This is a genomic window from Streptomyces nigrescens (assembly GCF_027626975.1).
Lineage (GTDB): Bacteria > Actinomycetota > Actinomycetes > Streptomycetales > Streptomycetaceae > Streptomyces > Streptomyces nigrescens.
On the sequence record NZ_CP114203.1, the window covers coordinates 6,135,585 to 6,162,150 of the forward strand.

16 protein-coding genes are annotated in these 26,566 nt (G+C 72.2%); 13 read left to right on the top strand and 3 right to left on the bottom strand.

The genetic code is table 11. The annotated features are described in order from the left end of the window. Window positions 1-72 precede the first annotated feature (72 nt). The 4 genes from STRNI_RS27330 (at window position 73) to STRNI_RS27345 (ending at window position 5,824) form a co-directional block, all read left to right on the top strand. Window positions 73-573, top strand: a complete 501-nt coding sequence (locus tag STRNI_RS27330) for a GNAT family N-acetyltransferase (RefSeq protein WP_159488219.1) — start codon at window positions 73-75, stop codon at window positions 571-573. Window positions 574-837: 264 nt separating this feature from the next. Further along, window positions 838-2,085, top strand: a complete 1,248-nt coding sequence (locus STRNI_RS27335; protein ID WP_420911226.1) for a sensor histidine kinase — start codon at window positions 838-840, stop codon at window positions 2,083-2,085. A gap of 179 nt (window positions 2,086-2,264) precedes the next feature. Beyond that, entirely contained in the window at window positions 2,265-4,967 is a 2,703-nt protein-coding gene (locus tag STRNI_RS27340) for an alpha/beta fold hydrolase (RefSeq protein ID WP_159488221.1), read from the top strand. Then, window positions 4,964-5,824: an ABC transporter permease gene (locus tag STRNI_RS27345; protein WP_093644573.1), complete on the top strand. Its 861-nt coding sequence runs from the start codon at window positions 4,964-4,966 to the stop codon at window positions 5,822-5,824. Before STRNI_RS27340 ends, STRNI_RS27345 begins: the two co-directional genes overlap by 4 nt. 75 nt (window positions 5,825-5,899) lie before the next feature. On the opposite strand, the gene STRNI_RS27350 is transcribed toward STRNI_RS27345, so the two are convergent. Further along, on the bottom strand, window positions 5,900-6,922 hold the full coding sequence (locus STRNI_RS27350) for an alpha/beta hydrolase (protein WP_277412196.1): 1,023 nt from the start codon (window positions 6,920-6,922) through the stop codon (window positions 5,900-5,902). A gap of 267 nt (window positions 6,923-7,189) precedes the next feature. Here STRNI_RS27350 and STRNI_RS27355 point away from each other — a divergent pair, with 267 nt between their 5' ends. The 3 genes from STRNI_RS27355 (at window position 7,190) to STRNI_RS27365 (ending at window position 11,847) form a co-directional block, all read left to right on the top strand. Then, on the top strand, window positions 7,190-9,304 hold the full coding sequence (locus tag STRNI_RS27355) for an FUSC family protein (RefSeq protein ID WP_277412197.1): 2,115 nt from the start codon (window positions 7,190-7,192) through the stop codon (window positions 9,302-9,304). Between the two features lie 149 nt (window positions 9,305-9,453). After that, window positions 9,454-10,533, top strand: coding sequence for a rod shape-determining protein (gene mreB / locus STRNI_RS27360; protein WP_018088367.1), 1,080 nt, complete (start codon window positions 9,454-9,456; stop codon window positions 10,531-10,533). A 231-nt stretch (window positions 10,534-10,764) separates the two neighbouring features. After that, a complete protein-coding gene (locus tag STRNI_RS27365; protein WP_159488224.1) occupies window positions 10,765-11,847 on the top strand; it encodes an alpha/beta fold hydrolase in 1,083 nt (360 codons plus the stop codon). Here the strand turns inward: STRNI_RS27365 and STRNI_RS27370 are convergent. Next, complete coding sequence (locus tag STRNI_RS27370; RefSeq protein WP_277412198.1) at window positions 11,844-12,629, bottom strand: TetR/AcrR family transcriptional regulator; 786 nt, start codon at window positions 12,627-12,629, stop codon at window positions 11,844-11,846. The two genes, STRNI_RS27365 and STRNI_RS27370, sit on opposite strands and share 4 nt — an antisense overlap. 97 nt (window positions 12,630-12,726) lie before the next feature. On the opposite strand from STRNI_RS27370, the gene STRNI_RS27375 reads away from it, so the two are divergent. Then, on the top strand, window positions 12,727-14,043 hold the full coding sequence (locus tag STRNI_RS27375; RefSeq protein WP_381845621.1) for an FAD-dependent monooxygenase: 1,317 nt from the start codon (window positions 12,727-12,729) through the stop codon (window positions 14,041-14,043). Window positions 14,044-14,462: 419 nt separating this feature from the next. Further along, window positions 14,463-15,281, top strand: a complete 819-nt coding sequence (locus STRNI_RS27380) for an IPT/TIG domain-containing protein (RefSeq protein WP_266443273.1) — start codon at window positions 14,463-14,465, stop codon at window positions 15,279-15,281. 95 nt (window positions 15,282-15,376) lie between these two features. Here the strand turns inward: STRNI_RS27380 and STRNI_RS27385 are convergent, their stop codons facing one another. After that, window positions 15,377-16,426 (bottom strand): tyrosine-type recombinase/integrase, encoded by a 1,050-nt coding sequence (locus tag STRNI_RS27385; RefSeq protein WP_277412199.1) that lies wholly within the window; start codon window positions 16,424-16,426, stop codon window positions 15,377-15,379. An 838-nt stretch (window positions 16,427-17,264) separates the two neighbouring features. On the opposite strand from STRNI_RS27385, the gene STRNI_RS27390 reads away from it, so the two are divergent. The 4 genes from STRNI_RS27390 (at window position 17,265) to STRNI_RS27405 (ending at window position 26,162) form a co-directional block, all read left to right on the top strand. Continuing rightward, window positions 17,265-17,924 (top strand): hypothetical protein, encoded by a 660-nt coding sequence (locus STRNI_RS27390; protein ID WP_274735690.1) that lies wholly within the window; start codon window positions 17,265-17,267, stop codon window positions 17,922-17,924. Between the two features lie 240 nt (window positions 17,925-18,164). Then, on the top strand, window positions 18,165-18,371 hold the full coding sequence (locus tag STRNI_RS27395) for a DUF5988 family protein (RefSeq protein WP_026169412.1): 207 nt from the start codon (window positions 18,165-18,167) through the stop codon (window positions 18,369-18,371). 79 nt (window positions 18,372-18,450) lie between these two features. Then, window positions 18,451-19,785 carry a beta-ketoacyl synthase N-terminal-like domain-containing protein gene (locus tag STRNI_RS27400; RefSeq protein WP_109889821.1) on the top strand — a complete coding sequence of 445 codons (1,335 nt, stop codon included), beginning with the start codon at window positions 18,451-18,453 and terminating at the stop codon, window positions 19,783-19,785. 35 nt (window positions 19,786-19,820) lie between these two features. Beyond that, window positions 19,821-26,162 (top strand): type I polyketide synthase, encoded by a 6,342-nt coding sequence (locus tag STRNI_RS27405; protein WP_277412200.1) that lies wholly within the window; start codon window positions 19,821-19,823, stop codon window positions 26,160-26,162. Window positions 26,163-26,566: the final 404 nt, after the last annotated feature.

Sequence of the window (26,566 nt, forward strand, 5' to 3'; positions counted from 1 at the left end):
CGCGTGTCTTCCTCTCTTTCCTCTTCTTCCCCTCTCTCCCCGGGTTCTCCGGACTCTCCGGATTCCGCCTTTGTGCCGAGCGGTACGGATCTGCTCACCGCACGGCTGCTGCTGCGGCCGTGGTCCGACGGTGAGCTCGCCGCCGTGCTCGACGGGACACCGCAGCCGCACTGGGCGGCGGACTTCCCCGCCGACGGTGACCGGGTCATCGCCGGTTTCACCGCCGAGAACCCCGACGCGCGTGGCGTCCACGGCCAGCGGCAGATCCTCGAACGGGACGGCGGCCGGGTGGTCGGCGCCATCGGGCTGTTCTGGCCGCCGAGTGACGGCTCGCTGGAGATCGGCTACGGCATCGTGCCGTCCCGGCGGGGCCGCGGCTATGCCTCCGAGGCCGCCCGCGCCCTGGTGGCGTTCGCCTTCACGGCACCGGGCGTGCACACGGTGTGCGCGGACGTGGAGCTGTCGAACCCGGCGTCGGGCCGCGTCCTGGAGAAGGCCGGGCTGGTGCGCTGGAGCAGCGACGACCGGCTCGCACGGTTCCGGCTGACGGCACCGGAACCGGCCGCCGGCTAGTCCGTATCGGCCTGCCTGCCGGGGCCCTGGTGCGGGGCCCCGGCAGGCGAGTCCGGCGAACGACGGGCAGATACGGGCGGGGGCCGTGGGCCGGGAGGTGAGCCGTTGCTTACTGCCGGTTTATGACCCCTTTGTGCAGGATGGACGGTGCCTTGCAACTCTCCTGTGCCTTAAGGCACCTGAGGAAGGATCAGTCGTGCGTACACCTCCTGCCCCGGTATCAGTAGCAGTGCCCGCTTCGTCGGCTCCTCGGGGCTGAGGGTCATGGCACCCGCTTCCCGGGCTCCCGCGCCGGCCGCCCTGCCTCCGATGCCCACCGCGCGCCCCGGCCCGCCGCGCCGCCCGGCGCCCTGGCTGCGGCCGACCATCCGGATACGGCTGACGCTGCTGTACGGCGGCATGTTCCTGATGGCCGGGGTCGTCCTGCTCACGCTCATCTACATCCTGGCGGCCCAGACCCTCAAGGAAGGCACCCCGGAGTTCCGGGTCTTCGGCACCAACGTCAGGGTGGGCAACATCAGTTGTCCCGACCTGCCGTCGGTCGGCACGGTCGCCGAGATCAACTCGGCCATCAGCGACTGCCTCCACAACCAGCGCGAACTCGCGCTGCACACCTTCCTGAACCGCTCCCTGGCGGCGCTGGTGGGTCTGACGGTGGTGGCGTTCGCTTTCGGTTATGCGATGGCGGGGCGGGTGTTGTCGCCGTTGGGGCGGATCACGCGGACGGCGCAGCGGGTGGCGGGTTCGGATCTTCATCGGCGGATCGAGTTGGGGGGTCCGGATGATGAGTTGAAGGAGTTGGCGGACACGTTCGATCAGATGCTGGACCGGTTGGACCGGGCTTTTGAGTCGCAGCGGCGGTTCGTGGCGAATGCGTCGCATGAGCTGCGGACGCCGTTGGCGATCAATCGGACGTTGCTGGAGGTGCAGCTGGCCGATCCGGCGGCGTCGCCGGAGCTGGCGCAGCTGGGCAAGACGCTGCTGGCGACCAATGAGCGCAGTGAGCAGCTGGTGGAGGGGCTGTTGTTGCTGGCGCGCAGTGAGAACAAGGTGGTGGACAAGAAGCCGGTCGATCTGTCGGAGGTCGCGGCGCAGGCGGTGGACCAGACGCGGGAGGAGGCGCACGCCAAGGGGGTGGAGCTGCGGGGGGTGCGTCATCAGGTGCTGGTGCAGGGCAACGGTGTGCTGCTGGAGCGGATCGCGTTGAATCTGGTGCAGAACGCGGTGCGCTACAACGTGCCGGAGGAGGGCTGGGTCGAGGTGGTGACCGAGCCGCAGCCGGGGTGTGCGGTGCTGGTGGTCGCCAATACGGGGCCGGTGGTTCCCGCGTACGAGGTGGAGAACCTCTTCGAGCCCTTCCGGCGGCTGCGGACCGAGCGCACCGGCAGCGACAAGGGCGTCGGTCTGGGCCTGTCCATCGTCCGGTCGGTCGTCCGCGCCCACGACGGCACCATCACCGCCCGGCCCCGGGAGGGCGGCGGAATGGTGATGCGGGTCGTCCTGCCCCGGTAGGCGAGACCCGTCCTCCGCGGCCGCGCACCCCGGACCGGCCGCTTCGGACGGCGGGCCCTGGCCCCCCGGCCCGTACCGCGTCCGTGGTACGGGAGCGCGCACCCTACTCCCCAGGGAGGCTGCCGGGTTCAGCCCGGGGTACCGGCCGCCCTGATCGGCTCCTCCCTAGGATTCACGGTATGGCTCTCCGAGGTATCCGACTGAGCGGCCGGCGCTGGTACGCCGCCGCGGGCGCGCTGGCCGTCCTCATAGGAGGCGGCACCTGGGCGGCCGCCTCCTCGGACGCCGCGCCCGCCGTCCACCGCACGGACCGGCTGATGACGATGCCGGAGAAGCCCGGCAGCAAGAAGGAGGTGCGGATCGACACCTCCTTCTTCACCGCCGGGGGCGACTCCGGCGGGCGGCGGCCCGCGGTCCTGCTCGCCCACGGCTTCGGCGCCAGCAAGAAGGACCTCCGCCCCCAGGCCGAGCGGCTGGCCCGGGACGGATACGCCGTGCTGACCTGGTCGGCGCGCGGCTTCGGGAAGTCCACCGGCAGCATCGGGCTGAACGACCCGGACGGTGAGGTCGCCGACGTCCGCCGGCTGATCGACTGGCTGGCCGAGCGGCCCGAGGTGCAGCTCGACAAGGACGGTGACCCCCGGGTGGGGATGGCCGGCGGCTCCTACGGCGGGGCGATCTCGCTGCTGGCGGCCGGCAACGACCGGCGCGTCGACGCGATCGCCCCGCAGATCACCTACTGGAACCTCGCCGACGCCCTCTTCCCCCACGGCGTGTTCAAGAAGCTGTGGGCCGGGATCTTCTTCACCACCGGCTCGGCGGGCGCCCCCACCGGCTCCGCGGGTCCCGCGCCCACCACGTCCGGGGGCTGCGGGCGCTTCGAGCCCGCGCTGTGCCGGATGTACGAGCGGGTCGCCGTCAGCGGCAAGCCGGACGCCGCGGCCCGTGCCCTCCTGGCGGAGCGCAGCCCGTCCGCCGTCGGCGACCGCATCAAGGTGCCGACCCTGATCATGCAGGGCCAGACCGACTCACTGTTTCCGCTCGACCAGTCCGACGCCCTCTACAAGAAGCTCCGCAAGAACGGTGCGCCGGTCGACGTCGACTGGATCGCCGGCGGGCACGACGGCGGGGACCGGGAGACGGCCCGCCTGGAGGGACGGACGAACGCCTGGTTCGACCGCTACCTCAAGGGCGACAAGCACGCCGGGACCGGGCCCGGGTTCCGGATCAGCCGCAGCGGGGGAGTGGACTCCACCAACGGCTCGGTGCGGCTGCGCGGCGCGCACGCGGACCGCTACACCGGACTGGACAACGATCCGCGGCGCATCCGGCTGACCGGCCGCCCCCAGACCTTCAGCAACCCGCCCGGCGCCGGACCGCCGGCGATCTCCGCGGTGCCCGGGGTCGGCGCGCTCGGCAACCTCTCCTCGCTCGGCGCCGGCGGACTGTCCCTGGACTTCGCCGGCCAGTACGCCCGCTTCGAATCGGCGCCGCTGGACACCCCCGTCCATCTCACCGGCAGCCCCACCGCCACCGTCCATGTGCGGTCCGACACCCCGGACGCGGTGTTCTTCGCCAAGGTCTACGACGTCGCCCCGGACGGCCGCCGCCAGGTGCTGCCGTCCCAGCTCGTCACGCCGTACCGGATCAAGGACGCCGACGAGGGCCGGACCGTGCGGCTCCGGATGCCCGCCGTCGACCATGACTTCGCGGCCGGCCACCGGCTGCGGCTGGTGCTCTCCGCCACCGACCTCGGCTATGCCTCACCCGCCGAACCCGCCACCTACACCGTCTCCCTGAAGGACGGCGCCCTCAGCGTGCCCACCGCGCCCCGGGTGCGCAGCGCCGCCGCCCCGCTGCCCGCCTGGACCTGGGCGCTGCCCGCCGCGGCCGCCGCCGTCGCCGCGCTGCTGCTGCTCACCGCCCGCCGCCGGACCGCGGCGCCCGCGCCCGACCCGGCGCTCGCCGAGGTCCCGCTGCAGATCAGCGACCTGAGCAAGCGGTACGCCAAGTCCACCGACCGGTATGCCGTAAGGGAGTTGTCCTTCCGCGTCGAGAAGGGGCAGGTGCTGGGCCTGCTGGGGCCCAACGGCGCCGGCAAGACCACCACCCTGCGGATGCTGATGGGGCTGATCACACCCGACGAGGGCGAGATCAGGATCTTCGGGCAGGCCGTCCGGCCGGGCGCCCCGGTGCTGTCGCGGGTCGGCGCGTTCGTGGAGGGCCCCGGCTTCCTGCCGCATCTGTCGGGCCGCGCCAACCTCGATCTGTACTGGCAGGCCACCGGCCGGCCCGCCGCCGACGCACACCTCGACGAGGCACTGGAGATCGCCGGTCTCGGCGACGCCCTGGAACGCGCCGTACGCACCTACTCCCAGGGCATGCGCCAGCGCCTCGCCCTGGCCCAGGCCATGCTCGGCCTGCCGGATCTGCTGATCCTCGACGAGCCGACGAACGGGCTCGACCCGCCGCAGATCCGGGAGATGCGGGACGTGATGATCCGCTACGCCGAAGCCGGACGCACCGTCATCGTCTCCAGCCATCTGCTGTCCGAGGTCGAACAGAGCTGTACGCATCTGGTCGTCATGGACCGCGGCCGGCTGGTGCGGGCCGGTCCGGTCGCCGAGATCACTGGCTCCGGCGACACCCTGCTGGTCGGGGTCGCGGAGGAGATCGGCGACGCCGTCGTGGAGAAGGTGGCCGCACTGCCGGGCGTCGCCTCGGCCGTACGCGCCGAGGGCGGCCTGCTCGTACGGCTGGACGGCCTGGGCACGCCCCAACTGCTGGCCGAACTCCTGCGGATGGAGGTCCCGGTGGACCGCGTCGGCCCGCACCGACGCCTGGAGGACGCCTTCCTCACCCTGATCGGAGGGGACCGATGACCGCGACCCCCACGGCGCGGGCGCCGGGCTACCGCCCGCGCCGCACCCTCCCGCTGCGCGTCGAGGCCCGGCGCCAGCTGCGCCGCCGCCGCACGCTGGTGATCGCCGCCATCCTGACGCTGCTGCCGTTCGTGCTGGTGGCGGCGTTCGCGATCGGCGGCGACCCGGACAGCCGCAGCAACGGCCGGATCACCCTGATGGACAGTGCCACCGCGTCCGGCGGCAACTTCGCGGCCACCGCGCTGTTCGTCTCCGCGGGCTTTCTGCTGGTGGTGCCGGTGGCGCTGTTCTGCGGAGACACGGTCGCGTCGGAGGCGAGCTGGTCCTCGCTGCGCTATCTGCTCGCCGCGCCGGTCCCGCGGGCCCGGCTGCTGCTGAGCAAGCTCACCGTCGGGCTGGCGTTCAGCGCCGCCGCGATGCTGCTGCTGCCGCTGGTCGCGCTGGGAGTGGGCAGCGCCGCGTACGGCTGGGGCCCGCTGCAACTGCCCACCGGCGGCGCGCTGTCCGCGGGCGAGGCGGTGCCGCGGCTGGCGGTGGTGGTCGGCTATGTCTTCGTCAGCCAGCTGGTCACCGCGGCCCTGGCGTTCTGGCTGTCGACGGTGACCGACGCACCGCTGGGCGCGGTCGGCGGCGCCGTCGGGCTGACCATCGTCGGCAATGTCCTCGACCAGGTCACCGCCCTCGGCACCTGGCGCGATGTGCTGCCCGCGCACTGGCAGTACTCCTGGGTGGACGCCCTGCAGCCCCGGTTGGAGTGGTCCGGGATGATCCAGGGTTCGGCGGTCTCGGTGGCGTACGCGCTGGTGCTGTGCGCGCTGGCGTTCCGGGGGTTCGCGCGCAAGGACGTGGTGTCGTGACGGCGGGGCGGTCGTGACGGCGGGGCGCCGGGGCGGGCCGTGCGCCGTGGCACCCCGCCTCCGGGGCCGGTCCCGTCAGGCGGTCGGCCCCTGCATGTGCGCACTGACCCAGCGCATCGTGCCCTCGCCCAGGCCCCGCACATAGGTCGCCGCGCTGTGGGTGCCGCCCGGCACGATCTGCAGCCGGGTGTGCACCGGCCCGTGCCCGTATTGGGCGCGGAACTTGTGCACCTTCGGCAGCACCGTGTGCTCTTGGGAGCCGTCCTGGAAGGCGAGGTAGACGTCCGGTCCGCCGCGTGCCATCAGCCGGCGGGCCAGCACCTCCGGGTTGTTGTCCCGCTTCGCCCCGGCGTGGCCCTTCCACAGGGGTGAGTCGGGCACGATGTCCGGCCCGTTGGGTATCGCCACCTTGAACGTGTCCGGGTGCTGGAGCACGTTCTTCAGCGCCGCGAACCCGCCCGAGGAGGAGCCCATGATCGCCCAGGCGTCGCGGGTCCTGAGGGTGCGGAAGTTCTGCCGGACGAGGTCGGGCACGTCCTGGCTGAGCCAGGTGCCGATCTTCGGGCGGCCCGGTATGTCACTGCCGTCGTAGTACTGCTTGTCATCGGGGTTGAGCACCGGCATGACGACGATGAACGGCAGACTGCTGCCGTTCTTCGACCACCGGGCGAGGTTCTCCTGCAGTTTGAGACCGGCGCCGATCCAGTAGTTGACGGGGTAGCCGTACGCGCCGGGCAGCGCCTCCATCACGGGGAAGCCCTTGTGCGCGTTCCGCTTCTCGTAGTACTCCGGCGGCGCCCAGACCCAGACCTTCCCGGTGAAGCCCGACTTCGGGCCGTGCAGGGTGGTCACGCCGATCGGGGTGTTCTCACCGGCCCCGCCGACCCGGCTCTCCACGTCGAAGCTGATCGGCTTCGTGGGCCACTGCACCAGCGAGCCCTTCCCCGACGGTCCGGGCCGGAGCGCGGTGTCCGCCTGGTTGCTGCCGAAGCGTATGGGGGAGGAGGCCTGGGAGGCGCCGGTGCCGCAGCCGGCCGTGGTGGCGAGGACGGTCAGGGCGATCAGCGCGATCACCGGGCGGAGCAGGGCTCTGTGCACGGGTCTTTCTCCTTGCCGGACATCCGGGACTCGTCCCGGCTGCGGAGCAAGAGGGGAGGGAGGCGGCCCGCGGTTTCCCTGCCGGAGTGTCGGCTTCCTCGCAGCGCCCGCCCGGAATCCGGTCATCCCCTTGGTGACCTGGGATGTTGTGCGCGCGGCGGAAGGCGGCTTTACCGGGATTTTCCTGGCGTGAAGGGGGGAACGCGGGCACACGGAGCCCGTTCCGGCCATACCGGAACCCTCGCCTCCGGCCCGTATCCTCTCGCTATGACCTGGTCGCGTGCGCTCAAGGAAGCCGCCCGCTCGGGGCTGACCATCGAGCGGACCAAGCTCACCCCACTGATCGCCATCCGCGGCTCGGTCGGCGTCGCCATCGTCATCGGACTGTGCCTGTGGCTCGGTGACCCGGCGCTGGCGGTCTCCTCCGCGTTCGGCGCGTTCTCCTCCGGCATCGTCACCTTCCAGCGCAGCATGCGGCCGCGCCCGGTGCTCGCACTCGCCGTCGCCGGGGCGCTGGCCGTCTCCACCTTCCTCGGCTATCTGGCCGCCGCCCATGTCGTCGCCTTCGTCCTGCTCCTGGCCGGCTGGACGTTCCTGGCGGGCATGGCCTGGGCGATCGGCCCGGTCTCCGGGCTGGCCGGCACCCAGACCGTGGCGATCATGCTGGTCACCGTCACCCTGCCGACCTCCGTCCTCGGCGCGGCGGAACACGCCGCACTGATCTTCTTCGGCGGCGTCGTCCAGGCGACCCTCATCGTGGTCTTCCCGGTCCGCCCCTGGGGCGTCCAGCGCGATGCGCTCGCCGACGCCCTGGCCGCCGAGGCCGACTACGCCCGGCGGCTGCGGCACGACCCGGTCGCCCCGTTCGACCCGGCGCCCCTGATGGACGCCCGGCTCGCCTCCGCCGTGACCGCGCGTCAGGCCCGGCGCCGCCCCGTACAGCTGCACGGCCCCCGCGGCCTTGCCGAACGCGTCCGGCCGGTCCTCGCCTCCCTCGCCGACCCGGTCGTCGGCCCCCCGCTGGAAGGGCCCGAACGCGACCGGGCCCGCGACCTGCTGGGCGCCGCCGCCACCGTCCTGGACGCCGTCGCCCACGCCGTACGGCACGCCAGCCCGGTCCGGCTGCCCCCCGAGGCGATGGCCACCCTCGAAGTCCCCGCGACCGGCCCGATGCTCCACGGGGCCGCCCGCCGCTCCGCCTACCGCCTGATCTCCCTGCTCGCCGACGCCGTCGAACTCACCGATGAGCCCGTCGAGGCCACCCGCCCCACCACCGACGCCGAACGCGGCCATCTGCTGCGCCCCAGCGTCCCCAAACTGGTCCCGGGCGCCCTGCGCGCCCTGCACCGCGAGGCCCGCTGGTCCTCGCACATCCTCCGGCACGCCCTCCGCGTCGCCGCGGTCGCCGCCGCCGGCTATCTGCTGGGCACCGCCCTCCCGTTCGGCCATGGCTACTGGGCGCCGCTCGCCTCCGTCATGGTGATGCGCCCCGACTTCGCCCAGACCTACTCCCGCGGCGTCGCCCGCTTCAGCGGCACCCTCGTCGGCGTCGGCATCGCGGGGGCGCTGATGGCCGTGGCGCATCCGAGCATGTATGTCAGCGCCGCACTGGCCGTGGTCTGTGTCGCCCTGATGTATCTGCTGATGCGCACCGGCTTCTCGGTGACCTCGGCGTGTGTGGCCGCCTATGTCGTCTTCCTGCTCGGCATCGCCGGCGCCGGCTGGGAACAGACCGTCCAGGAACGCGTCGTGCTCACCCTCCTCGGCGGACTGCTCGCGATGCTCTCGTACGCGCTGTTCCCCGCCTGGGAGACCCCCAAGCTCCGCGACCGCCTCGCCGCCTGGCTGGCGGCCAACGGGCAGTACGCACTGGCCGTGTTCGACCTCTACGCCACGCCCGCCGAACGCCGCCCCCGGCAGGTCCGCGACGCCCTCCTGGACTCCCGCGCCGCCCGCGCCGCCTGGGAGGAGAGCGAGGCCCGCGCCGAGAAGGAACCCGTACGCCACCGCGGCCTCTCCCTCGCCTCGGCGAAGGCGGCCAGCACCGCCCTCGCCACCATGGGCCGGGTCACGATGATCCTGGAGGTCCACCTCCCCGAACGGGATGCCGCGTCCTCACCGGGCGCCACCGCGTTCGCCTTCGAGCTGCGCGCCTCCCTGGAGGAGGCCACCCTGGCCGTCCGGGAACGGGGCGAACTGAACTGGAGCGAGCTGCGCGCCGTATGGGAGAGGTGGGACGCGGAGGACGCGAACCGCGGTGTCGCCCTGCGCGTCGCGGATCTGCTCCTCGACGCCCTCGACGACCTGGCCGAGGCGCTGTCCAGGGAGCCGGAAACGGACAGCGGGACGGTGCCCGGGACGGAGGAGGACAGCAGCCGGTGAAATGGAGAGGAGCGGTACGGAGGGGAACCATTCCGCGTCCCCAGTAGTCTTAACAATTGCCCGCAAAGATCACCATTGGTAGCCCATGGGGTTGTCTGCAGCGCAATGCCCCAGGCCCACCTCGTCGCGAGAGAGCACACGAACTCCCCATGGCGTCCAGCACTTCGTCCGGTACGTACGACATAGGCATCGACCTCGGCACCGCCAACACCCTGGTGTACGCCCGCGGCAAGGGCGTGGTGCTGAACGAGCCGTCCGTCGTCGCGGTCAACGCCGCCGGTGACGTGATCGCCGTGGGCGTGGAGGCCAAGCGGACCATCGGGCGCACCCCGTCCGGGATCACCGCGATGCGCCCCCTGCGCGAAGGGGTCATCGCCGACTTCGACGCCGCCGAGCAGATGCTGCGCGCCCTGATGAAGAAGGCCCTGCCCAGCCGGCGCTTCTCCCGGCCGCGGGTGGTCATCTGCGTCCCCTCCGGCATCACCGGTGTCGAACGGCGCGCGGTCATCGATTCCGCCCGCGGCGCCGGCGCCCGCGAAGTGCACCTCATCGAAGAGCCGATGGCCGCCGCGATCGGCGCCGGCCTCCCGGTCGACGAGCCGGTCGGCTGCATGGTGGTGGACATCGGCGGCGGCACCACCGAGGTCGCCGTCGTCTCCATGGGCGGTCTGGTCACCGCCCAGTCCGTACGGGTCGCCGGTGACGCCCTGGACGCCGCCGTCAGCGCCTACATCAAGAAGAAGCACTCCCTGGACATCGGTGAACGCACCGCCGAGGACATCAAGATCGCGATCGGCTCGGCGGTCTGGACGCCGGTCGACGTCGACGAGGACGGCGAGCCCGAGCGCCCGTCCACCTACACGGTCCGCGGCCGCGACCACGTCAACGGCCTGCCCCGCATCCAGGAGATCACCGAGGAGGAGATCCGCGAGGCACTGGCCGAACCGGTCGAGGCGATCGTCCGCGCCGTCCACCGCACCCTCGACGACTGCCCCCCGGAGCTCTCCGGCGACATCGTCGAGCACGGTATCGCCCTCACCGGCGGCGGCGCCCTGCTCCGCGGCCTCGACCGACGGCTGCGCCAGGAGATGGGCGTCCCGGTCCGGGTCGCCGACGACCCCCTGGACTGCGTGGTCAACGGCACCGCCAAGTGCGTCGACGAATTCGCCAGCCTGCACGGCCTGTTGACGGGCGCGAAGGAACAGCCGAGGCGGACGGTGCGGCTGTAGGGGCCGCGGCCCGGCGGGCCTTTGCCATTCCGGCAAGAAGGGTCGCGCCCGCCGCAGGGGCAGCGCCATGATCGAGGCGGAACGGGCGAACGGAACGGGCCGGAACGGAACCGGCCGGAACGCGCCGGACGACGCCGGGCCATGACGACCCGTCGTCCCGCTCCTTCCACCGCCTGCCGCCCGCCGCCCACCGCCCTCATGAGCGCCGCCGTACTCGCCCCAGGAGGAAGCATGCCGCAGTCCGCCAAGACGACGCCCACACCCGCCCCGGCCCCGGGAGACCGGGCCCCGGCAGCGGGCCGGCCCTCCGCCGCGCTGCCGGCGGCGGTCCACCGCACGGTGGAGGCCCCCGCCGGCCGTATCCACCTGGTGGAGCAGGGCACCGGACCGCTCGTCCTGATGGTCCACGGATTTCCCGAGTCCTGGTACTCGTGGCGCCACCAGCTCCCCGCGCTCGCCGCGGCGGGCTACCGGGCGGTCGCCCTCGACGTCCGCGGCTACGGGCGCTCGTCGAAGCCGCGCGAGGTGGCGGCCTACCGGATGCTGGCCCATGTCGCCGACAACGTCGCCGTGGTGCGCGCCCTCGGCGAGGAGACCGCCGTCATCGCGGGCCACGACTGGGGCTCACCCATCGCCGCCAACTCGGCGCTGCTGCGGCCCGATGTCTTCACCGCCGTGGCCCTGCTGAGCGTGCCGTACGCACCCCGCGGCGCGATCCGGCCCACCGAGGCGTTCGCGCAGCTCGGCGGCGACGAGGAGTTCTACATCAACTACTTCCAGGAGCCGGGCCGGGCGGAGGCGGAGATCGAACCCGATGTCCGCAGCTGGCTCGCCGGGTTCTACGCCGGGCTCTCGGGCGATGCCGAGCCCTCGGCCGACCCGGCCGGCGCCGGCCTCTTCTCCGTGCCCCCGGGCGGAAAGCTGTCCGACCGCTTCCCCGCCGGCCCGCCCCCGCACTCCTGGCTCACCGAGGCCGATCTCGACTTCTACGCGGGCGAGTTCGAGCGGACCGGTCTGACCGGCCCGCTCAACCGCTACCGCAATGTCGACCGGGACTGGGAGGACCTCGCCGCCTGGGACGGGGCCAAGCTCGCCCAGCCCGCCCTCTTCATCGGCGGTGAACACGACGCCCCCGCCCAGTGGATGGCCGACGCCATCAAGGCGTTCCCCCACACTCTCCCCGGCCTGTCCGCCGCACACCTCCTCGACGGCTGCGGCCACTGGATCCAGCAGGAACGCCCCGAGGAGGTCAACGGGCTCCTTCTCGACTGGCTGCGCTCACTCCCCGCCACCTCCGTACGGACGGCGTCCTAGGCGACGCCCCGCGCCCGGCTCATATAGGCCGCCAGCCCGTCCAGGATCCGCTCCAGGCCGAACTCCCCGGCCTGGTCGCGGGAGGCGCTGTCGGCCTCGGTGGCGGCGACGGCCGCGGCGACCGCGGGAAAGCGGTCGGCGCGGCCGGCGAGCAGTTCGTTCAGCGCCGCGCTCATGACCTGTTCGGGCTCCCTGGCCCGGGCGCTGCCCAGCCCCATCGAGGACGCGACCTGGGCGATGGCCCGGATGTGGCCGCTCACCACGACCACGGCGTCGAGCTGCTCGGCGCCGGTCAGGCCGGTGTCCGTGAGCGCGGCGAGGGCGCGTTCGGTCCAGCCGAGTTCGTTGGGGCCCATGACCCGGGGGCCGACGGCCGCGCCCAGTAGCCAGGGGTGCCGGCGGTGGACCGCCGCCAGCGCGTGCGCCCAGGCCCGCAGCGCGACCCGCCACGGCTCGCCGTCGCCCCGGCCTGCGGCGTCCGGCGAGGGTGCGCTCGGCGGTTCCCCCATCGCCCGGTCGATCATCAGCGCGACCAGCTCACTCTTCCCCGGCACATAGCGGTACAAGGACATCTTGGTGAAGTCCAGCTCCGCCGCGACCCGTTGCATGGAGACCGCCCCGAGCCCGCCGGTGTCGGCGAGGTCGATGGCCGTACGCGTGATCCGCTCCAGGCTCAGCGCCGGCTTGGGGCCCCGGCTGGGCCGCTCGCCTCCGCCCCACAGCAACGCGACGCTGCCCGCCTGATCCCCGAACACACTGCGCTTCTCGTCGTCTCCAGCCATCCCCGCATCCTAAAACTGTGTCCGGGGTACACAGAACAGTGTCCATCGGATACAGTTTCCTGTGTCAGTGTGACCGACCGACGCGGGGGAGCGTGCGATGACGTACGGAACGACAACGGGGCACCCGGGCGCAGGCGGGCCGGGCAGGGCGCGGGGGAAGCGGACGGCGCCACCGCACCCGACAGTTCTGATCTCCGGCGCCAGCGTGGCCGGCCCGGCCCTGGCCTACTGGCTGGCCCGCTACGGCTACCGGACCACCGTGGTCGAGGTGGCCCCCGCCCTGCGCGGCGGCGGCTTCGCGGTCGACTTCCGCGGCGCGGCGCATCGGACGGTCCTGGAGCGCATGGGCGTCCTGGACGACATCGGACGGCACCGCACCGGCCCCGGCACCCCCATGAGCTTCATCGACGGGCAGGGCCGCGACCTCGCCACCCTCCCGCCCGAGTTCGCCGCCGGCGAGGTCGAGATACTCCGCTCGGACCTCTCCCGTCTCCTCCACGCACACAGCCTGACCCCGCCCGACGGCGACGACGCCGTCCCGGGCACCACCCCCGAGTACGTCTTCGGCGACTCCCTCACCTCGCTCACCGAGTCCACCGACGGCGTCCATGCCACCTTCGAACGGGGCGCGCCCCGCACCTTCGACCTCGTGATCGGTGCCGACGGTCTGCACTCCACCGTGCGCCGGCTCGCCTTCGGCCCCGAGGAGCAGTTCGTCAGCCACCTCGGCTACTACTTCGCCGCATGGGACCTGCCCGCAGACGCCGGAGACCTCGGCGCCCGCCCGGTCGGCCACGGCGAACCCGGCCGGCTGGCCACGGTCGGCCGTCTGCCCCGCCGCTCCGGAGAGCCGGGCTACACCGGCGAAACCTTCTGCGTCTTCGCCTCCGAGGAGCAACTCCCCTACGACCGGCGGGACATCAGGTCCCAGAAGAAGGTGATAGCCCACGCCTACGAAGGGGCCGGCTGGCGCACACCGGAACTGATCGACACCCTGTGGGCGGCCGACGACCTCTACTTCGACTCCATCAGCCGCGCCGATGTGCCGACGTGGTCCACGGGCCGCACCGCGCTCCTCGGAGACGCCGCCCACGGCGCCACACTCGGCGGCATGGGCACCGGCGCGGCAATCGTCGGCGCCTATGTCCTCGCCGGCGAACTGGCCCTTGCCCAAGGCGACCACCGCACGGCCTTCGCCCGCTACGAACAGAAGATGCGTCCCTATGCCACCCGCTGCCAGCAAGGCGGCCGCGCCGCCGGCGAGTTCTTCGCCCCCACCACCCAGCAGGCGATAGACGCCCGCAACACCGCCCTGAACACCCCGTCCACCGTCACCGCCATGCTGAAACAGGGCCACGACATCTCCGCGGCGATCACGTTGGAGGACTATCCGGCACTGGTCGCGGAGGGGTAGGGGAAGAGGAGGGGGAGGGGAGGGGGAGGGGAGGGGGAGGGGGCACCCCTGTGGCGAACGCCCCCGAAGCCGTAGTGAACCCCCCCCGCAGTTCACGCTGGGCCGATCGGGTGCTTCGGGGTCAACGTGATTGCCCGGTGTCAACTCTTCTGGGTTACTGGTGGGGCCTGTCGGTGGGCCGTCCATCCCCCTCGGGCTTCGGTAGTCGGCCCGCCCACCAGTCCTCTTCGCTGCAGGGCTGTGAGGGACGGCCAGGAGCGCGACGGCCCCCCGCACCGCCCAGGTGTGAGCCGGCCGCTGTGCGCCCGTCTGTGTCGTCCTCCTGTACGGCCGGCTGCTGTCAGTGCTCGGGCCCGGCGTGTGCGCCATGTCTGCCACGAGCGGGCCGAGCAACGAGCTCACACAGCAGGAGGACCTTCATGACCACACCCACACTTCAATCGGCACTGCCGGCCTTGCCGTTGGCGATCGGGCCGGTGCTGCTCGGCGTGGTGCCGGCCACGGGGCCGACCGCGGGCGGCAACACCGTGCAGCTGGTCGGCCTCGGCCTGGGCGGCGCCACCAGCGTCCTCTTCGGGGGCACGTCGGCGACGATCGTCGGGCAGGACCCGCTGGGGCTGACCGTCACGGTCCTGGCCCCGGCGCACGCCGCGGGCACGGTGCAGGTCACCGTCACCAATGCCGCCGGTACCAGCAACCCGGCGTCGTACACCTATGCCGCGACGGGTGCGCCGGTGGCCGCGGCCATCAGCCCCAACGCGGGGCCGACCGCGGGCGGTACGCCGTTCGCCATCATCGGTTCGAACCTGCAGGGCGGCAGCGTCACCATCGGCGGCAACGCGGCGACCGTGCTGGGTACGGACCCCACCGGAACAGTCCTGTTCGGTGTCACTCCGGCCGGGCCTCCCGCCGGAGGCAATGTCCCGGTGGTGGTGACCACTCCGGGCGGCAGCGCGTCCGTCCCGGGCGGTTACACCTACCTGCCGCTGCCCCCGACGGTCACCGGAACGGTGACGCCGTCCTCCGGTTCCGCGGGAGCCGCCTTCACCATCGTCGGCACCAACCTCTTCGGGGCGAGCGTGCTCTTCGGGGCCACACCCGCCACCGGCGTGACGGTGAATGTGGGCGGCACCACCGTGACCGGCACGGTGCCGCCGGGCACCAGCGGGACGACGGTGCAGGTGACCGTCGTCACCCCGGCCGGCAGCGTCAACGCCGGTTCCTTCACCTACCTGTGAGGGTCCGCACCCCTGGACGACGGTCCGGGTCCCGGCGCCTGAGGTCCACCGGTCGCACCGTCCCCGGCCGGACCTAGCCGGGCAGCCCGGCACCGTCACTCCGTAGGAGGGTGCGGGAAAACGGTTCGGCCCCCGCCCGACGTACGGGCGGGGGCCGAACTCGCCGGTGGCTCCCCATGGCTCTCCGCGGAGAGGCGATGCCCGTCAGGGGGCAGATAGCGCCGGGTGTCCCCCGGGGGCCTCCCGGCGGCGCCGCACAGCAGCGGCAGCGGGAGCCCGGCGTCCGCCATCCACGTCAGGCCCGTGTGGCGCAGGTCCTGGCGCCGGAGGTACTCATGACCGAGCTCGTCCACCACGTCGTCCCAGTGGGTCGCGTCCCGCAGCACCGCGGCGGTGAACCGGCTCCGGTGCGGGCCGGTGAACAGCCGGGCCGGCGGAGTGTGCCGCGCCCTCTCCAGCCGCCCGGCGGCCAGCTCCCGCGCGGCGGGGCGCAGCGGCACCACCCGGTGATGCCTGCCTCTGCACGGGCGGTCGTGCAGGCCCTCCGGCTCGGACACGGTGAAGTGCTGGACCTGCCAGGTCCAGGTGCTCGCATCGATGTCCTGGGCCTGCAGGGCGGACACCTCGCTGAAGCGGGTACCGGTCCAGGCGGCGAAGCGGACGATGTCGCCCCACCCCGCGTAGCCGTCGGAGGACCGCTGGACGAGCGCGGCCGCCAGCCGTTCCAGGGCGTCCGCGTCGGGCAGCGCCAGCGACCGCGGAGCGGTGCGTTCGGCCTGTGCGCGCTGGTACTCCTGCTGCCAGCCGGCCACCCGCGCCGGGTTGGCGTCCAGCACCCCGTCCCGGACGGCCTGTTCCAGGACGCGGACGAGGACGGCAAGGCTGTTCTTCACCGTCGACAGGCCGCATTCGTCGGCGATCCAGCAGTGCAGCGCGCGGTTGACGACCCGGCGGGTGACCTTGCGCACGAGGACGTGCCCGATGCTGGGCACGACCCGCAACCGCCACCCGGCCTGGTAGGGGGACATGGTCAGGGTTTCCAGGCCGTGCATCGCTGCCTCCCACCTCCGTTCCCCGTAGGCGGCGAGTGACATCGTGTGTGTGTCGTTCCCGGACGGAATCCGGCACACGGCGTTATCGTTCATTATCGAATCACCCTTGTCTGCTGGGAAGTTATTCGGCCGACGGAGCCGAGGGCGCGATGTGCTCGTGAGCGTGAAACCGAAGTCGAGGAATCGTGACCACATCGTGCCGTGGTCGGTGCGGTGAACTGCCGGCCCGACGGAGAGCGCATTGCAGTGCCGCTGCTGCGGAAGGGGAACGACAGCCGGCCGAGGTCGTCAATAGGCCGGGCTCCACAGCACGGACGGTCCGCGCCGACGGCCCTCCCGTGGATCACTCACCGGTACCGGAGAATTGTGGACGCACCTCCAACTCGCTTATGTGCAACGGAAGATGCGGAAACGGCGTAGGCTTTGCCGATGCCGAAGTGACTTCCATTGTCACCATCAGCGGCGGCCGGCGGCGGTCGGCTATTGACAGCGCGTCGGTTCCCGCTGTGTTCCACATACAAGAATGACAAGCGGCGAGCTTGCTGCTGCACACGGTTCTACATCGCGATCAAGCGGGAGCAGTGAGCAATCAAACGCTTCATCAGTCATGAGTGGAATAAAGGCATCTTCTAAGGCCATTGCGCAAGTTGGTACGGGTTTCCTCTTTTCGCGCTGCTCCGAACGGGTGGCCTTATCGGTTGACTGTTGTAGCCCGCCGAGCCGCATGGATAACTAGTCGCATCCAACCGGTGGGCCGCCCATCCTCTCCGGGGAGCGGCACCTGGCCTACCCGTTGGCCCGGCCCAGCGCCTGGTTGCGGTCAGACCGAGATGCCGTATGGGCGTCCCCGGTAGAGGGTTTTGGATCCGTCAGCCGGTGCCGGCACCTCGGCACCGGCTGATCGGCCCCCACATTCGGATCAGGGGGCTTCATGCGAACCATTTCCACTCTTCGCTGGGTCAACGGCGCAGGTGCCTTGATCCCGGCCCTCACCGCGACCGCACCGGAACCCGACCGGTCCGGCGGTGACCTGAATCTCCCGATTCCGATCCCGATCCCGATGCCGGGTGACGAAGCCGCGCTCGTGACCGCGGCCGGTCCGGCCCCCGCGTCCGGCACCACCACGCCGCCGCCGGCACCGCACCGTACCCACCCGTCCCACGCTCCGTACGGGAACGGCAACGGCAACGCGGACGCCGCGCTCCGGCGCACCACCGCTGCGGATTCCCCGGCGGGACGGTCCCCCCTCCCCGTCCGCGGGGAATCCGCCCGGTATTTCCGCACCGGCGGAACGGCTGGACAGGTGGGAACGGCCGGAGCGGTCCCCGCCCCCGCCCCCGGCGCCGGCCGGCGACCCGTACCGGCCGGAACCCGCTTTCGCGGTATCCGGACCGAATTCCCTTGTGCCGACGGCGATATCACCGAAACCGCTGGTGTGGAGTCCCCCATCTCCCGCTCGTGGAACGGGAATTGCGTTCTGCGCGGCGCGGGCCGCTCCCTCGACAACGGAAGCGCGACGATGACCGCCGCCCGCTTCACCGGCACCCGTCCTGCCGCGTTTATCGCGGCGGAATTCAGTAACAAGGCCTGAGCGGGCCCTCACCCCGCAGCCTGCCCCGGGCGCCGCCGGGACCGTCACGGTCACCGTTTACGCCGCGCCTTCCCCGCCGCCGACGACCTCCACGGCGCCGCCGCTCCATCCCTCATGGCCGGTACGGCAGTTGTCGCCCCGCCGTATCCGGTCCCGCAGTGATCTGCACCCGGGTCCCCCCACCTCACTCCGAAGCCTGCCCCCCACATAACCCACTGCGACAGAACACCGGAGAACAGTATGGCGAAAAGAAGAATGGTGATCCTCGTCGACGGGCCGGAGGGAAATGCCCTGCCGCAGCACCTGCACGACGATGCGGGCGATCCGATAAGGATCCTCCGGGGCAACGGGTACGAACGTTTCGAATTCTACGGCGAGTACGCGGACCTGGGCGGACAACAGGTCCCGGTCTACCGCTGGTGTTACCGCACACGAATCGCCGAGTAGGCGTTGTGCGTCCCGCAGAAGAAAGCGATGTGCAGAGGAGAACGAACATGTTGAACCTCGTGAGGGATGGAGTTCTGTCATGAACCAGCAGTCCGGGAACTCCGGAGAACGAAACAAGAGCCGCGATGTGGTGGTGACGGGTGTCGGATTCTGTCTGCCCGGCCGGACGGAGCCGGTCTTCACTGCCGACGACATGTGGGCCGTGATCTCCAACGGCCAGTCCTGCCTGAAGCGTGACGAGGTCTACTACGGATCGGTCGAGCTCACCCAGGAGATGTTCGACGAACGCCTCCCGGACGTGCCGCCGTTCTTCTCCCGCCACTACACCTCGGCGCACCGCTTCGGCCTGGTGTCGATGGCGGAAGCCACCACCGATGCCGGGCTGACGTTCTACGGCGGTGCCCTGAGCGAGGCCGCGATCCTGGTCGGGCGCGGCGGTGTCGACGCGAACATCGACAGCTATCTCTCGGTGCTGAGCGCGGACCCGGGCAAGACCAGCGCACCGGACGCCATGGAGCTGTTCGTCGCGGCCGAACAAGCCGTGACACCCTCCGACGTCGCCCTGGTCCAGGCGGCGCTGACCCAGTCCAACGGCCCCTGCTACACCGTCTCGTGCGGCTGCGCCTCGTCCGCCGTGCAGATCGGCAACGCCCGGCGGATGATCGCCCAGGGCGAGGTCGATGTCGCGGTGGTGACCGGGGTCGACGTCTTCAACGTCCACCTCATCCAGAACATCCAGCGGCTGCTGAGCGGCGCGCAGCAGACCTACGACGACCTCCGCACCACCGGAATGCCGGAGCTGCTGCCGTCCTTCAGCTCCCTCATGCGGCCCTACGACCGGCGGGCGGACTGCATCAACCACGGTGAGGGCGCCGCCACGGTGATCCTGGAAAGCCGTGAGCACGCCGCCCGGCGCGGTGCGCACATGTACGGCCAGGTGCTGGCCACCGCCATGACCCGGGACGGACTGGCCAACCCCCTCGCGTCCGACGAGACCGGCGCGGAGCTCGTCGCCGCCGTCCGCCGCTGCCTCGGCGACCGGTGGCGGATCGACGAGGTGCCGTACGTCCACGGCGGCAGCGACGGCAACATCGTCGTCACCGCCTTCGAGGCGGCCGCCATCCGGGAGCTGTACGGGCCCGACAGCGATGTGCTGATGACGTCCCAGGAAGGCTGCTTCGGCCACAACGGCGCACCGGCCGGCTGCCTGGGCGTCGCCATGACGCTGATGATGATGGAGCGGGGGCAGGTCTGCCCCACCGCCAACTGCGAGCAGCCGGCCGACGGGCTGCCCTTCGACCCCGTCCCCGGTGTGCGGCCCCGCCCGCTCGACTTCGACTACGCGCTGAGCTTCAACTACCAGGTCGGCGGCGTGAAGAACGCCATCCTCCTCGGCAGTCCGGAAGCCGTGTGACCACGGGCAGATCACCTCCCACATACGGAGACCCGATGAGCAACGACATGCACGGCTCGCCATCCGAGTCACGACCCACCCACGAGACAGAGCCCGTCGCCGTGATCGGCATGGGCTGCCGGCTTCCCGGCGACACCGATTCGCCCGCGGCGCTGTGGCGGCTGCTGGTCGACGCGCGCGACGCCGTCGGCGAGCTGCCCGCGGAGCGCCGGCGCCTGGTTCCCGAGGCCCCCGGCCCGGGGAGCCGGGCACCGACGCCCCGTCAGGGCGGCTATCTACGCGAGGTGACCGGCTTCGACGCGGCCTTCTTCGGGGTCGCGGGCGGGGAGGCCGACGTCCTGGACCCCCAGCACCGCCTGCTGCTGGAGGTCACCTGGGAGGCACTGGAACACGCCGGCCTCCCGCCGGACCGGATGAACGGCACCCAGACGGGCGTCTTCGCCGGGATCAGCTACAGCGACTACATGGACCAACTGGCCGGTCAGCCACAGGAGTTGGAGGGTTCGATCCTCACCAACGGGCACTGTGTGGCGGCCGGCCGGATCTCGTACCTGCTCGGTCTGCAGGGGCCGTGTGTGGCGCTGGACACCGCCTGCTCCTCCTCCCTGGTGGCCGTGCACATGGCGCGCCGCTCACTGGGCGCCGGTGAGTGCGATGTCGCGCTCGCCGGCGGCGTCACCCTGAGCTTCCAGCCGCGCATCACCCGCTCCTTCGCCCGTATGGGCATGCTGTCGGCCGGCGGACGCTGCCGGACCTTCGACGCCGACGCCGACGGGTTCGTGCGCGGTGAAGGCTGCGGCGTCGTGGTGCTCAAGCGCCTGACCGACGCGGTACGGGACGGCGACCGGGTGCTGGCGGTGCTGCGCGGCTCGGCCACGAACCAGGACGGCTCGTCCGAAGGCCTGGCCGCGCCGTCGGTGACCGCCCAGCGCGCCCTGTATCTGGACGCCCTCGGACAGGCCGGTGTCGACCCACGGGACGTGGGCATGGTGGAGACCCACGGCACCGGCACCCCCGTGGGGGACCCGATCGAGTTCGCCAGCCTCGCCGAGGTCTACGGCTACGGGCCGGGGAGGTGCGCCCTGACGTCGGTGAAGACCAACGTGGGGCATCTGGAACCGGCCGCCGGAGTCACCGGGCTGATCAAGAGCGTGCTGTGCCTGCAGCGCGGCACCATCCCGGCGAATCTGCACTTCCGGCGCTGGAACCCGGCCATCACCCCCGGGGGCACCCGCTTCTTCGTCCCCACCGAACTGACCGCATGGCCGCTGCGCACGGCCACACGGCTGGCCGCCGTCTCCTCCTTCGGCTTCTCGGGGACCAACGCCCATGTCGTGCTCGAACAGGCACCGGAACCGCGGCCCTCCCGCAGCCAGGAGCTCGGCCGCCCGACCCGGACGGCCTCCGATGTCTTCCTGGTGTCGGCCGGATCCCCCGACGTCCTGCCGGCCGCGGCCACCCGGCTCGCGGACTGGATGGAGGGCGACGGCGCCAACGTCCCGCTCCGCGACATCGCGCACACCCTGGCCCTGCGGCGCTGCGCGGGCCGCGGACGGATGGGCGTGGTGACCTCCGCGCGCCGCGAACTCATCGGCTCGCTACGGGCGTTCGCGTCCGGGGAGCGGCACCCGGCGGTGGTGACCGGCGCCGTGGGCGCCGCGGTCGAGCGGCAGCCGGTGTGGGTGTTCTCCGGCCAGGGCTCCCAATGGCCCGGCATGGGACGCGGACTGCTGAAGACCGAACCGGCCTTCCTCGACGCGCTGACCGAGCTCGACGAGCTCATCAAGGCGCAGAGCGACGTGTCCGTGCTCGATGTGGTGCGGCAGGGCAGACCCGTCCAGGGCTGCGGCACGGTGCAGCCGGTGCTGTTCGCCCTCCAGGTCGCCCTCGCCGCCACCTGGCGCTCGTACGGCGTCGAACCCGCCGCGGTGATCGGCCACTCCATGGGCGAGGTCGCGGCGGCGGTGGTGGCCGGGGCGCTGACCCTGGCCGACGGGGTCCGGGTGATCTGCCGGCGCTCCGGACTGCTGAGCGATATCGCCGGCAGCGGCAGCATGCTCAGCGTCGGCCTGGACGCCGCCACGGTCCGCGAGGAACTCGCCGGCAGCGCCGCCGACACCGTGTCGGTCGCCGTCCTCTCCGCGCCCGACTCCACCGTCGTGGCCGGGCGGACCACGGAGGTGAGCCGGCTGGCCGCCGCCTGGGAGGCCCGGAAGATCCCGGTGTTCCCGATCGCGGTGGACGTCGCCTCGCACTGTCCGCTGGTGGACCCGGTGCTGCCGGCGCTGCGTTCGGCGCTGGCCTCTCTCGCGCCGCGGCAGCCCAAGGTGCCGTTCTACTCGACGGTCGTCGACCCCGGGGAGACGCCGTCCTTCGACGCCGACTACTGGTGCGACAACCTGCGCCGCCCGGTGCGGTTCGCCGAGGCGGTGGCCGCCGCGGCCGCCGACCGGCACGTGGTCTACGTCGAGATCTCACCGCACCCCGTGGTCACCCACTCCGTCGACAGCAGTCTGGCCGGTCTCGTCACCGACCCCGTCGTCCTGCCGACGCTGCGCCGCGACGAGGACGACCAGTCCACGCTGCGGACCCAGCTCGCCGCGCTGCACTGCGCCGGGGTGCCGGTCAACTGGCGGCACCTCTACGCCGAGGGCGCGCTGGTGGACGTGCCCACCGTCACCTTCGACCGCCGCCACCACTGGGCCGACGCCCCGCAGCCGACGGCTCTCGCCGAGGCCCCCCGCGCCCAGCTGCCCGGCCACCACACCGAATTCCCCGGCGAGCCCGTGCGGCACTGCTGGCGCGCCGACGCCGGTACCGACGCACTGCCCTGGCTCGCCGACCACCGGGTGCACGGCAACGCGGTCTTCCCCGGAGCGGCCCACTGCGGTCTGGCCCTCTCGGTGGCCTGCGAGGTCTTCGGCGCGGCACCGCACGAAGTGGAGGTCACCGACGTCCACTTCAAGCAGCTGCTGCGGCTGGAGGCGGACACCGAGGTCTCCACCGTCGTCACGATGACCGCACCGGACCGGGCCCAGTGCCAGATCCTCGCCCGCAACGAGAACGGCGACTGGGAGCCGCAGGCGGACGCGGTGCTGCACCGGCTGAGCGTGCGGCCCGAGCTCCGGCCCAGATCCGTCGACGAGATGGCCCTGCGCCACCCGCTGTCCGTCGACCCGGCCGATCTCTACGCCGGTCTGCGCCGGCGCGGCCTGGAACACGGCCCGGCCTTCACCGGTGTCCGCCGGCTGAACGCCGGCCGTCACAACGACAGTTTCTGGGCCGAGGTCGCGGTACCGCGCCAGGCGAGCAGTCCGCCTCCCGGGCTGCCGGTCCACCCCGTCCTCCTCGATGTCTGCGCCCAGCTCGCCGTGGCGCCGCTGATCAACGAGGAGGACCAGGCGCTGGTGCTGCCGGTGGGCATGCAGGCGCTGCGCCTCATCGGTGACCCCGCGACCGCCGTGTATTGCCACGCACACGTCAGCGAGATCACGCCGGAAGCCATCGTGGCGAACGTGCGCCTCCTGGACGACAGCGGCGCCGTGGTGCTCGTCGTCAACGGTCTGCGCTTCGCACGGCGCGCGGCCGCCCGCGGCACCCCGGCGGTCGACGACTGGCTGCTGGAGATCGGCTGGCGCTCCACGCCCCGCGCGGCCCCGGACGGCGGCCACGCACCGGGCAGCTGGGTCATCGTGGGCGAGGCGGACGGCTCGGCCCAGGCGCTGGCCGCCGCGCTGCGCACCCGCTGCGCCCGCACGGTCGTCTGGGACCGGCCGCTCGACGACGCCTCCCTCGACACCTTCCGCGACGCGCTCACCGGGCGGCTGGCCGCCACCCTCGAAACCCCGCGCGGTGTGGTGCTGGTGTGCGGCCCCGCGGACGGCGGGGAGCCCACCGAGCAGTCCTTGCGGCGCACCCGCAGACTCCTCGGCGCCCTGCAGGCCATCACCGCCACCACGGACACGCCCCGGCTGTACGTCGTCACGCGCGGGGCCCGCGCCGTGGTGCCGGGCGACGAGGTCGACCTCGGCCAGACCGCGCTGCGCGGACTGCTGCGGGTCGGCGCCCTGGAACACCCCGAGCTCCGGCCGGTGCTGGTGGACGCCGACCCGCACGACGCCGATCCCGAGGAGGTGTCCCTGGAGCTGCTGGCGGACGCGGACGACGACGAGGTCGCCCTGCGCGCCGACGGCCGGTACGTCGCCCGCCTGGAGCACGCCGCGCCGAGCGGCGGGCAGGACGAGACGGCCACCGCCTGCACCGTGCGCTACGGGGTGGACGGATTCCGGCTGCGCGCCGGACACCTGGGCGATCTGTCGAGCCTGGAGTACGCCGTCACCGAACGGCGCGCGCCCCGGCCCGGCGAGGTCGAGGTACGGGTCACCGCCGCCGGCCTGAATTTCCGCGATGTGCTCACGGCCATGGGCCTGCTCCCCGGCGAGACGGACGTCCGCTACCGCATCGGCTTCGAATGCGCGGGTGTGGTGAGCGCGGTCGGCGACGGGGTGGAACGCCCGCAGGTCGGCGACGAGGTGATCGCGGTCGACCTGCGGGGCGGCGCGTTCGGGTCGTTCCTGACCGTGCCCGCCGACGCGGTGGCCCCCGTCCCGTTCGGCATCGAACCGGTCGTCGCGGCCGGGCTGCCGATCGCCTTCCTCACCGCCTGGTACGCGCTGCGCTCGGTCGCCCGGCTCACCGCCGGGGAGCGGGTGCTGATCCACTCCGCCACCGGCGGCACCGGTATGGCGGCGATCGCGGTGGCCCGGCTGCTGGGCGCCGAGGTGCTGGCCACGGCCGGCAGCGAGGACAAGCGCCGCTATCTGCGGGGCATGGGCATCCGCCACGTCATGGACTCCCGCACGCTGGAATTCGGCGAACGCACCCGCGAGGCGACCCACGGCGAGGGCGTGGACGTGGTCCTCAACTCGCTGTCCGGAGCGGCCATCCGGACGGGCCTGGAGACCCTGCGCCCCTTCGGCCGCTTTGTGGAGCTGGGGGTCCGCGACATCCTGGCGGACGCCCCGCTGGGCATGCTGCCGCTGCGGCACAACGTCACCCTGAGCACCGTCGACCTGATCGAGCTGCGGCGCAACCGTCCCGACACCTTCGCCACGGTGTGGCGGGAGGTCCTCGAAGCGTTCGAGGAGGGCCGGCTCAAGCCCCTGCACTGCACGGAGTATCCGCTGTCGGAGGCCACCACGGCCTTCCGCACCATGGCGGCCGCGGACCATGTCGGCAAGCTGGTGCTGACCGTGCCCGACAGCGGGGAGGCCCCCGCGGTGCTGCCCGACATGGATCTGCCCGTACAGGAGGGCGGCGCCTATATCGTCACCGGCGGGCTGCGCGGCCTGGGGCTGGCCACGGCGAAATGGCTCGCGGGCCACGGCGCCGGCCATCTCGTGCTCAACGGCCGCTCCGCCCCGTCCCCCGAAGCCGCGCAGACGCTCGCCACGGTGATCGGCAAGACCACCAAGGTGTCGGTGGTCCTCGGCGACATCGCCGAGCCGGACGTCGCCGGCCGGCTGGTGTCCACGGCGGTGGCCGACGGGTTCCGGCTGCACGGTGTGGTGCACTGCGCCATGGTGCTGGACGACGCCGTGATCGCCAACGTCGCCGAGGACCAGCTGGAGCGGGTCTGGATGCCGAAGGTCACCGGCGCGTGGCAGCTCCACCGGGCCACGGAGGGGCATCCGCTGGACTGGTTCGCGGCGTTCTCCTCGATGGCCTCGCTGCTGGGCAACCCCGGCCAGGGCTCCTACGCCGCGGCGAACTCCTGGCTCGACGGGTTCGCGGCCTGGCGCTCCGCACAGGGGATGCCGACACTGGCCGTCAACTGGGGCCCGTGGGGCGAGATCGGGGTCGCCACGGACTTCAGCGCCCGCGGCTACCGCACCATTCCCACGGACCAGGGCCTGGCGGCACTGCAGACGCTGCTGGCGCACCGGCGGGTGCAGACCGGGGTACTCCCCGGCCCGCCGGACACCTGGCTGCCGCCCGCGGGCCGGCATCTCCCCTTCTTCAGCGGGTTGTCCGGCGACGCACCGGCGGAGCAGGCCCCGGCACCGGACGACACCACCGAGGACATGCGGGCCAAGCTCACCGCCCTGCCGGCCGGTCTGGCCCGGAGGGCGGCGCTGGAGGAGCATCTGGCGGGCCATGTCCGCGATGTGCTGCGGCTGGGCAAGAGCTCTCTCGACCCGCAGACCCCGCTGAAATCCCTGGGGTTCGACTCGTTGCTGGCCATGGAGCTACGGGCCCGCATCGACCGCTCCTTCGGCCTCAGCCTCCCGCGGAACTTCGTCTGGGAGCACCCCACGCTCGCCGCCCTCGCCGCCGGTATCGCCGAGCAGCTGGGCCTGGAATTGACGGCACCATAGCCCCTTGGTTCATCGGGGCACACGACGCCCGGCGGGTCGCTCGGACCCGCCGGGCGTCGGCCTGTTCAGGTCCCCGCCGAAGCGGTAGCATTTCTTCCGCATTCTCCCGGAATTAATTTCCGGCACGGTCTCCGCGCATGCTCATCAATGGCATTACCGATAATGCGCAACCGTTTTCTTATGGTGATAGTATTTCGCGTCGGCAATATCCCCGACTGCTCCCATTGCTGCACACTGCGCCTTCCCGGGCGGGCTCTCGCGCTGCTTGAATTAATGCGGGAAAGAGGTCGGAAGCGGTCCGGTGCACACCGGAGGCGCGGCGAACTCCGAAGGCCGCCAGGACAGATCGAGCGATGGCGCTGGCAGTGCTTCATGAGGCGAAAGCGACATCGGAGTCCATGAGG

What these genes read in the sequence shown, in the direction of transcription:
- STRNI_RS27335 (WP_420911226.1), top strand. Translation starts at nt 838, where the DNA reads ATGGCACCCGCTTCCCGGGCTCCCGCGCCGGCCGCCCTGCCTCCGATG.
- STRNI_RS27340 (WP_159488221.1), top strand. Translation starts at nt 2,265, where the DNA reads ATGGCTCTCCGAGGTATCCGACTGAGCGGCCGGCGCTGGTACGCCGCC.
- STRNI_RS27345 (WP_093644573.1), top strand. Translation starts at nt 4,964, where the DNA reads ATGACCGCGACCCCCACGGCGCGGGCGCCGGGCTACCGCCCGCGCCGC.
- STRNI_RS27355 (WP_277412197.1), top strand. Translation starts at nt 7,190, where the DNA reads ATGACCTGGTCGCGTGCGCTCAAGGAAGCCGCCCGCTCGGGGCTGACC.
- mreB (WP_018088367.1), top strand. Translation starts at nt 9,454, where the DNA reads ATGGCGTCCAGCACTTCGTCCGGTACGTACGACATAGGCATCGACCTC.
- STRNI_RS27365 (WP_159488224.1), top strand. Translation starts at nt 10,765, where the DNA reads ATGCCGCAGTCCGCCAAGACGACGCCCACACCCGCCCCGGCCCCGGGA.
- STRNI_RS27370 (WP_277412198.1), bottom strand. Translation starts at nt 12,629, where the DNA reads ATGGCTGGAGACGACGAGAAGCGCAGTGTGTTCGGGGATCAGGCGGGC.
- STRNI_RS27375 (WP_381845621.1), top strand. Translation starts at nt 12,727, where the DNA reads ATGACGTACGGAACGACAACGGGGCACCCGGGCGCAGGCGGGCCGGGC.
- STRNI_RS27380 (WP_266443273.1), top strand. Translation starts at nt 14,463, where the DNA reads ATGACCACACCCACACTTCAATCGGCACTGCCGGCCTTGCCGTTGGCG.
- STRNI_RS27385 (WP_277412199.1), bottom strand. Translation starts at nt 16,426, where the DNA reads ATGAACGATAACGCCGTGTGCCGGATTCCGTCCGGGAACGACACACAC.
- STRNI_RS27390 (WP_274735690.1), top strand. Translation starts at nt 17,265, where the DNA reads ATGCGAACCATTTCCACTCTTCGCTGGGTCAACGGCGCAGGTGCCTTG.
- STRNI_RS27395 (WP_026169412.1), top strand. Translation starts at nt 18,165, where the DNA reads ATGGCGAAAAGAAGAATGGTGATCCTCGTCGACGGGCCGGAGGGAAAT.
- STRNI_RS27400 (WP_109889821.1), top strand. Translation starts at nt 18,451, where the DNA reads ATGAACCAGCAGTCCGGGAACTCCGGAGAACGAAACAAGAGCCGCGAT.
- STRNI_RS27405 (WP_277412200.1), top strand. Translation starts at nt 19,821, where the DNA reads ATGAGCAACGACATGCACGGCTCGCCATCCGAGTCACGACCCACCCAC.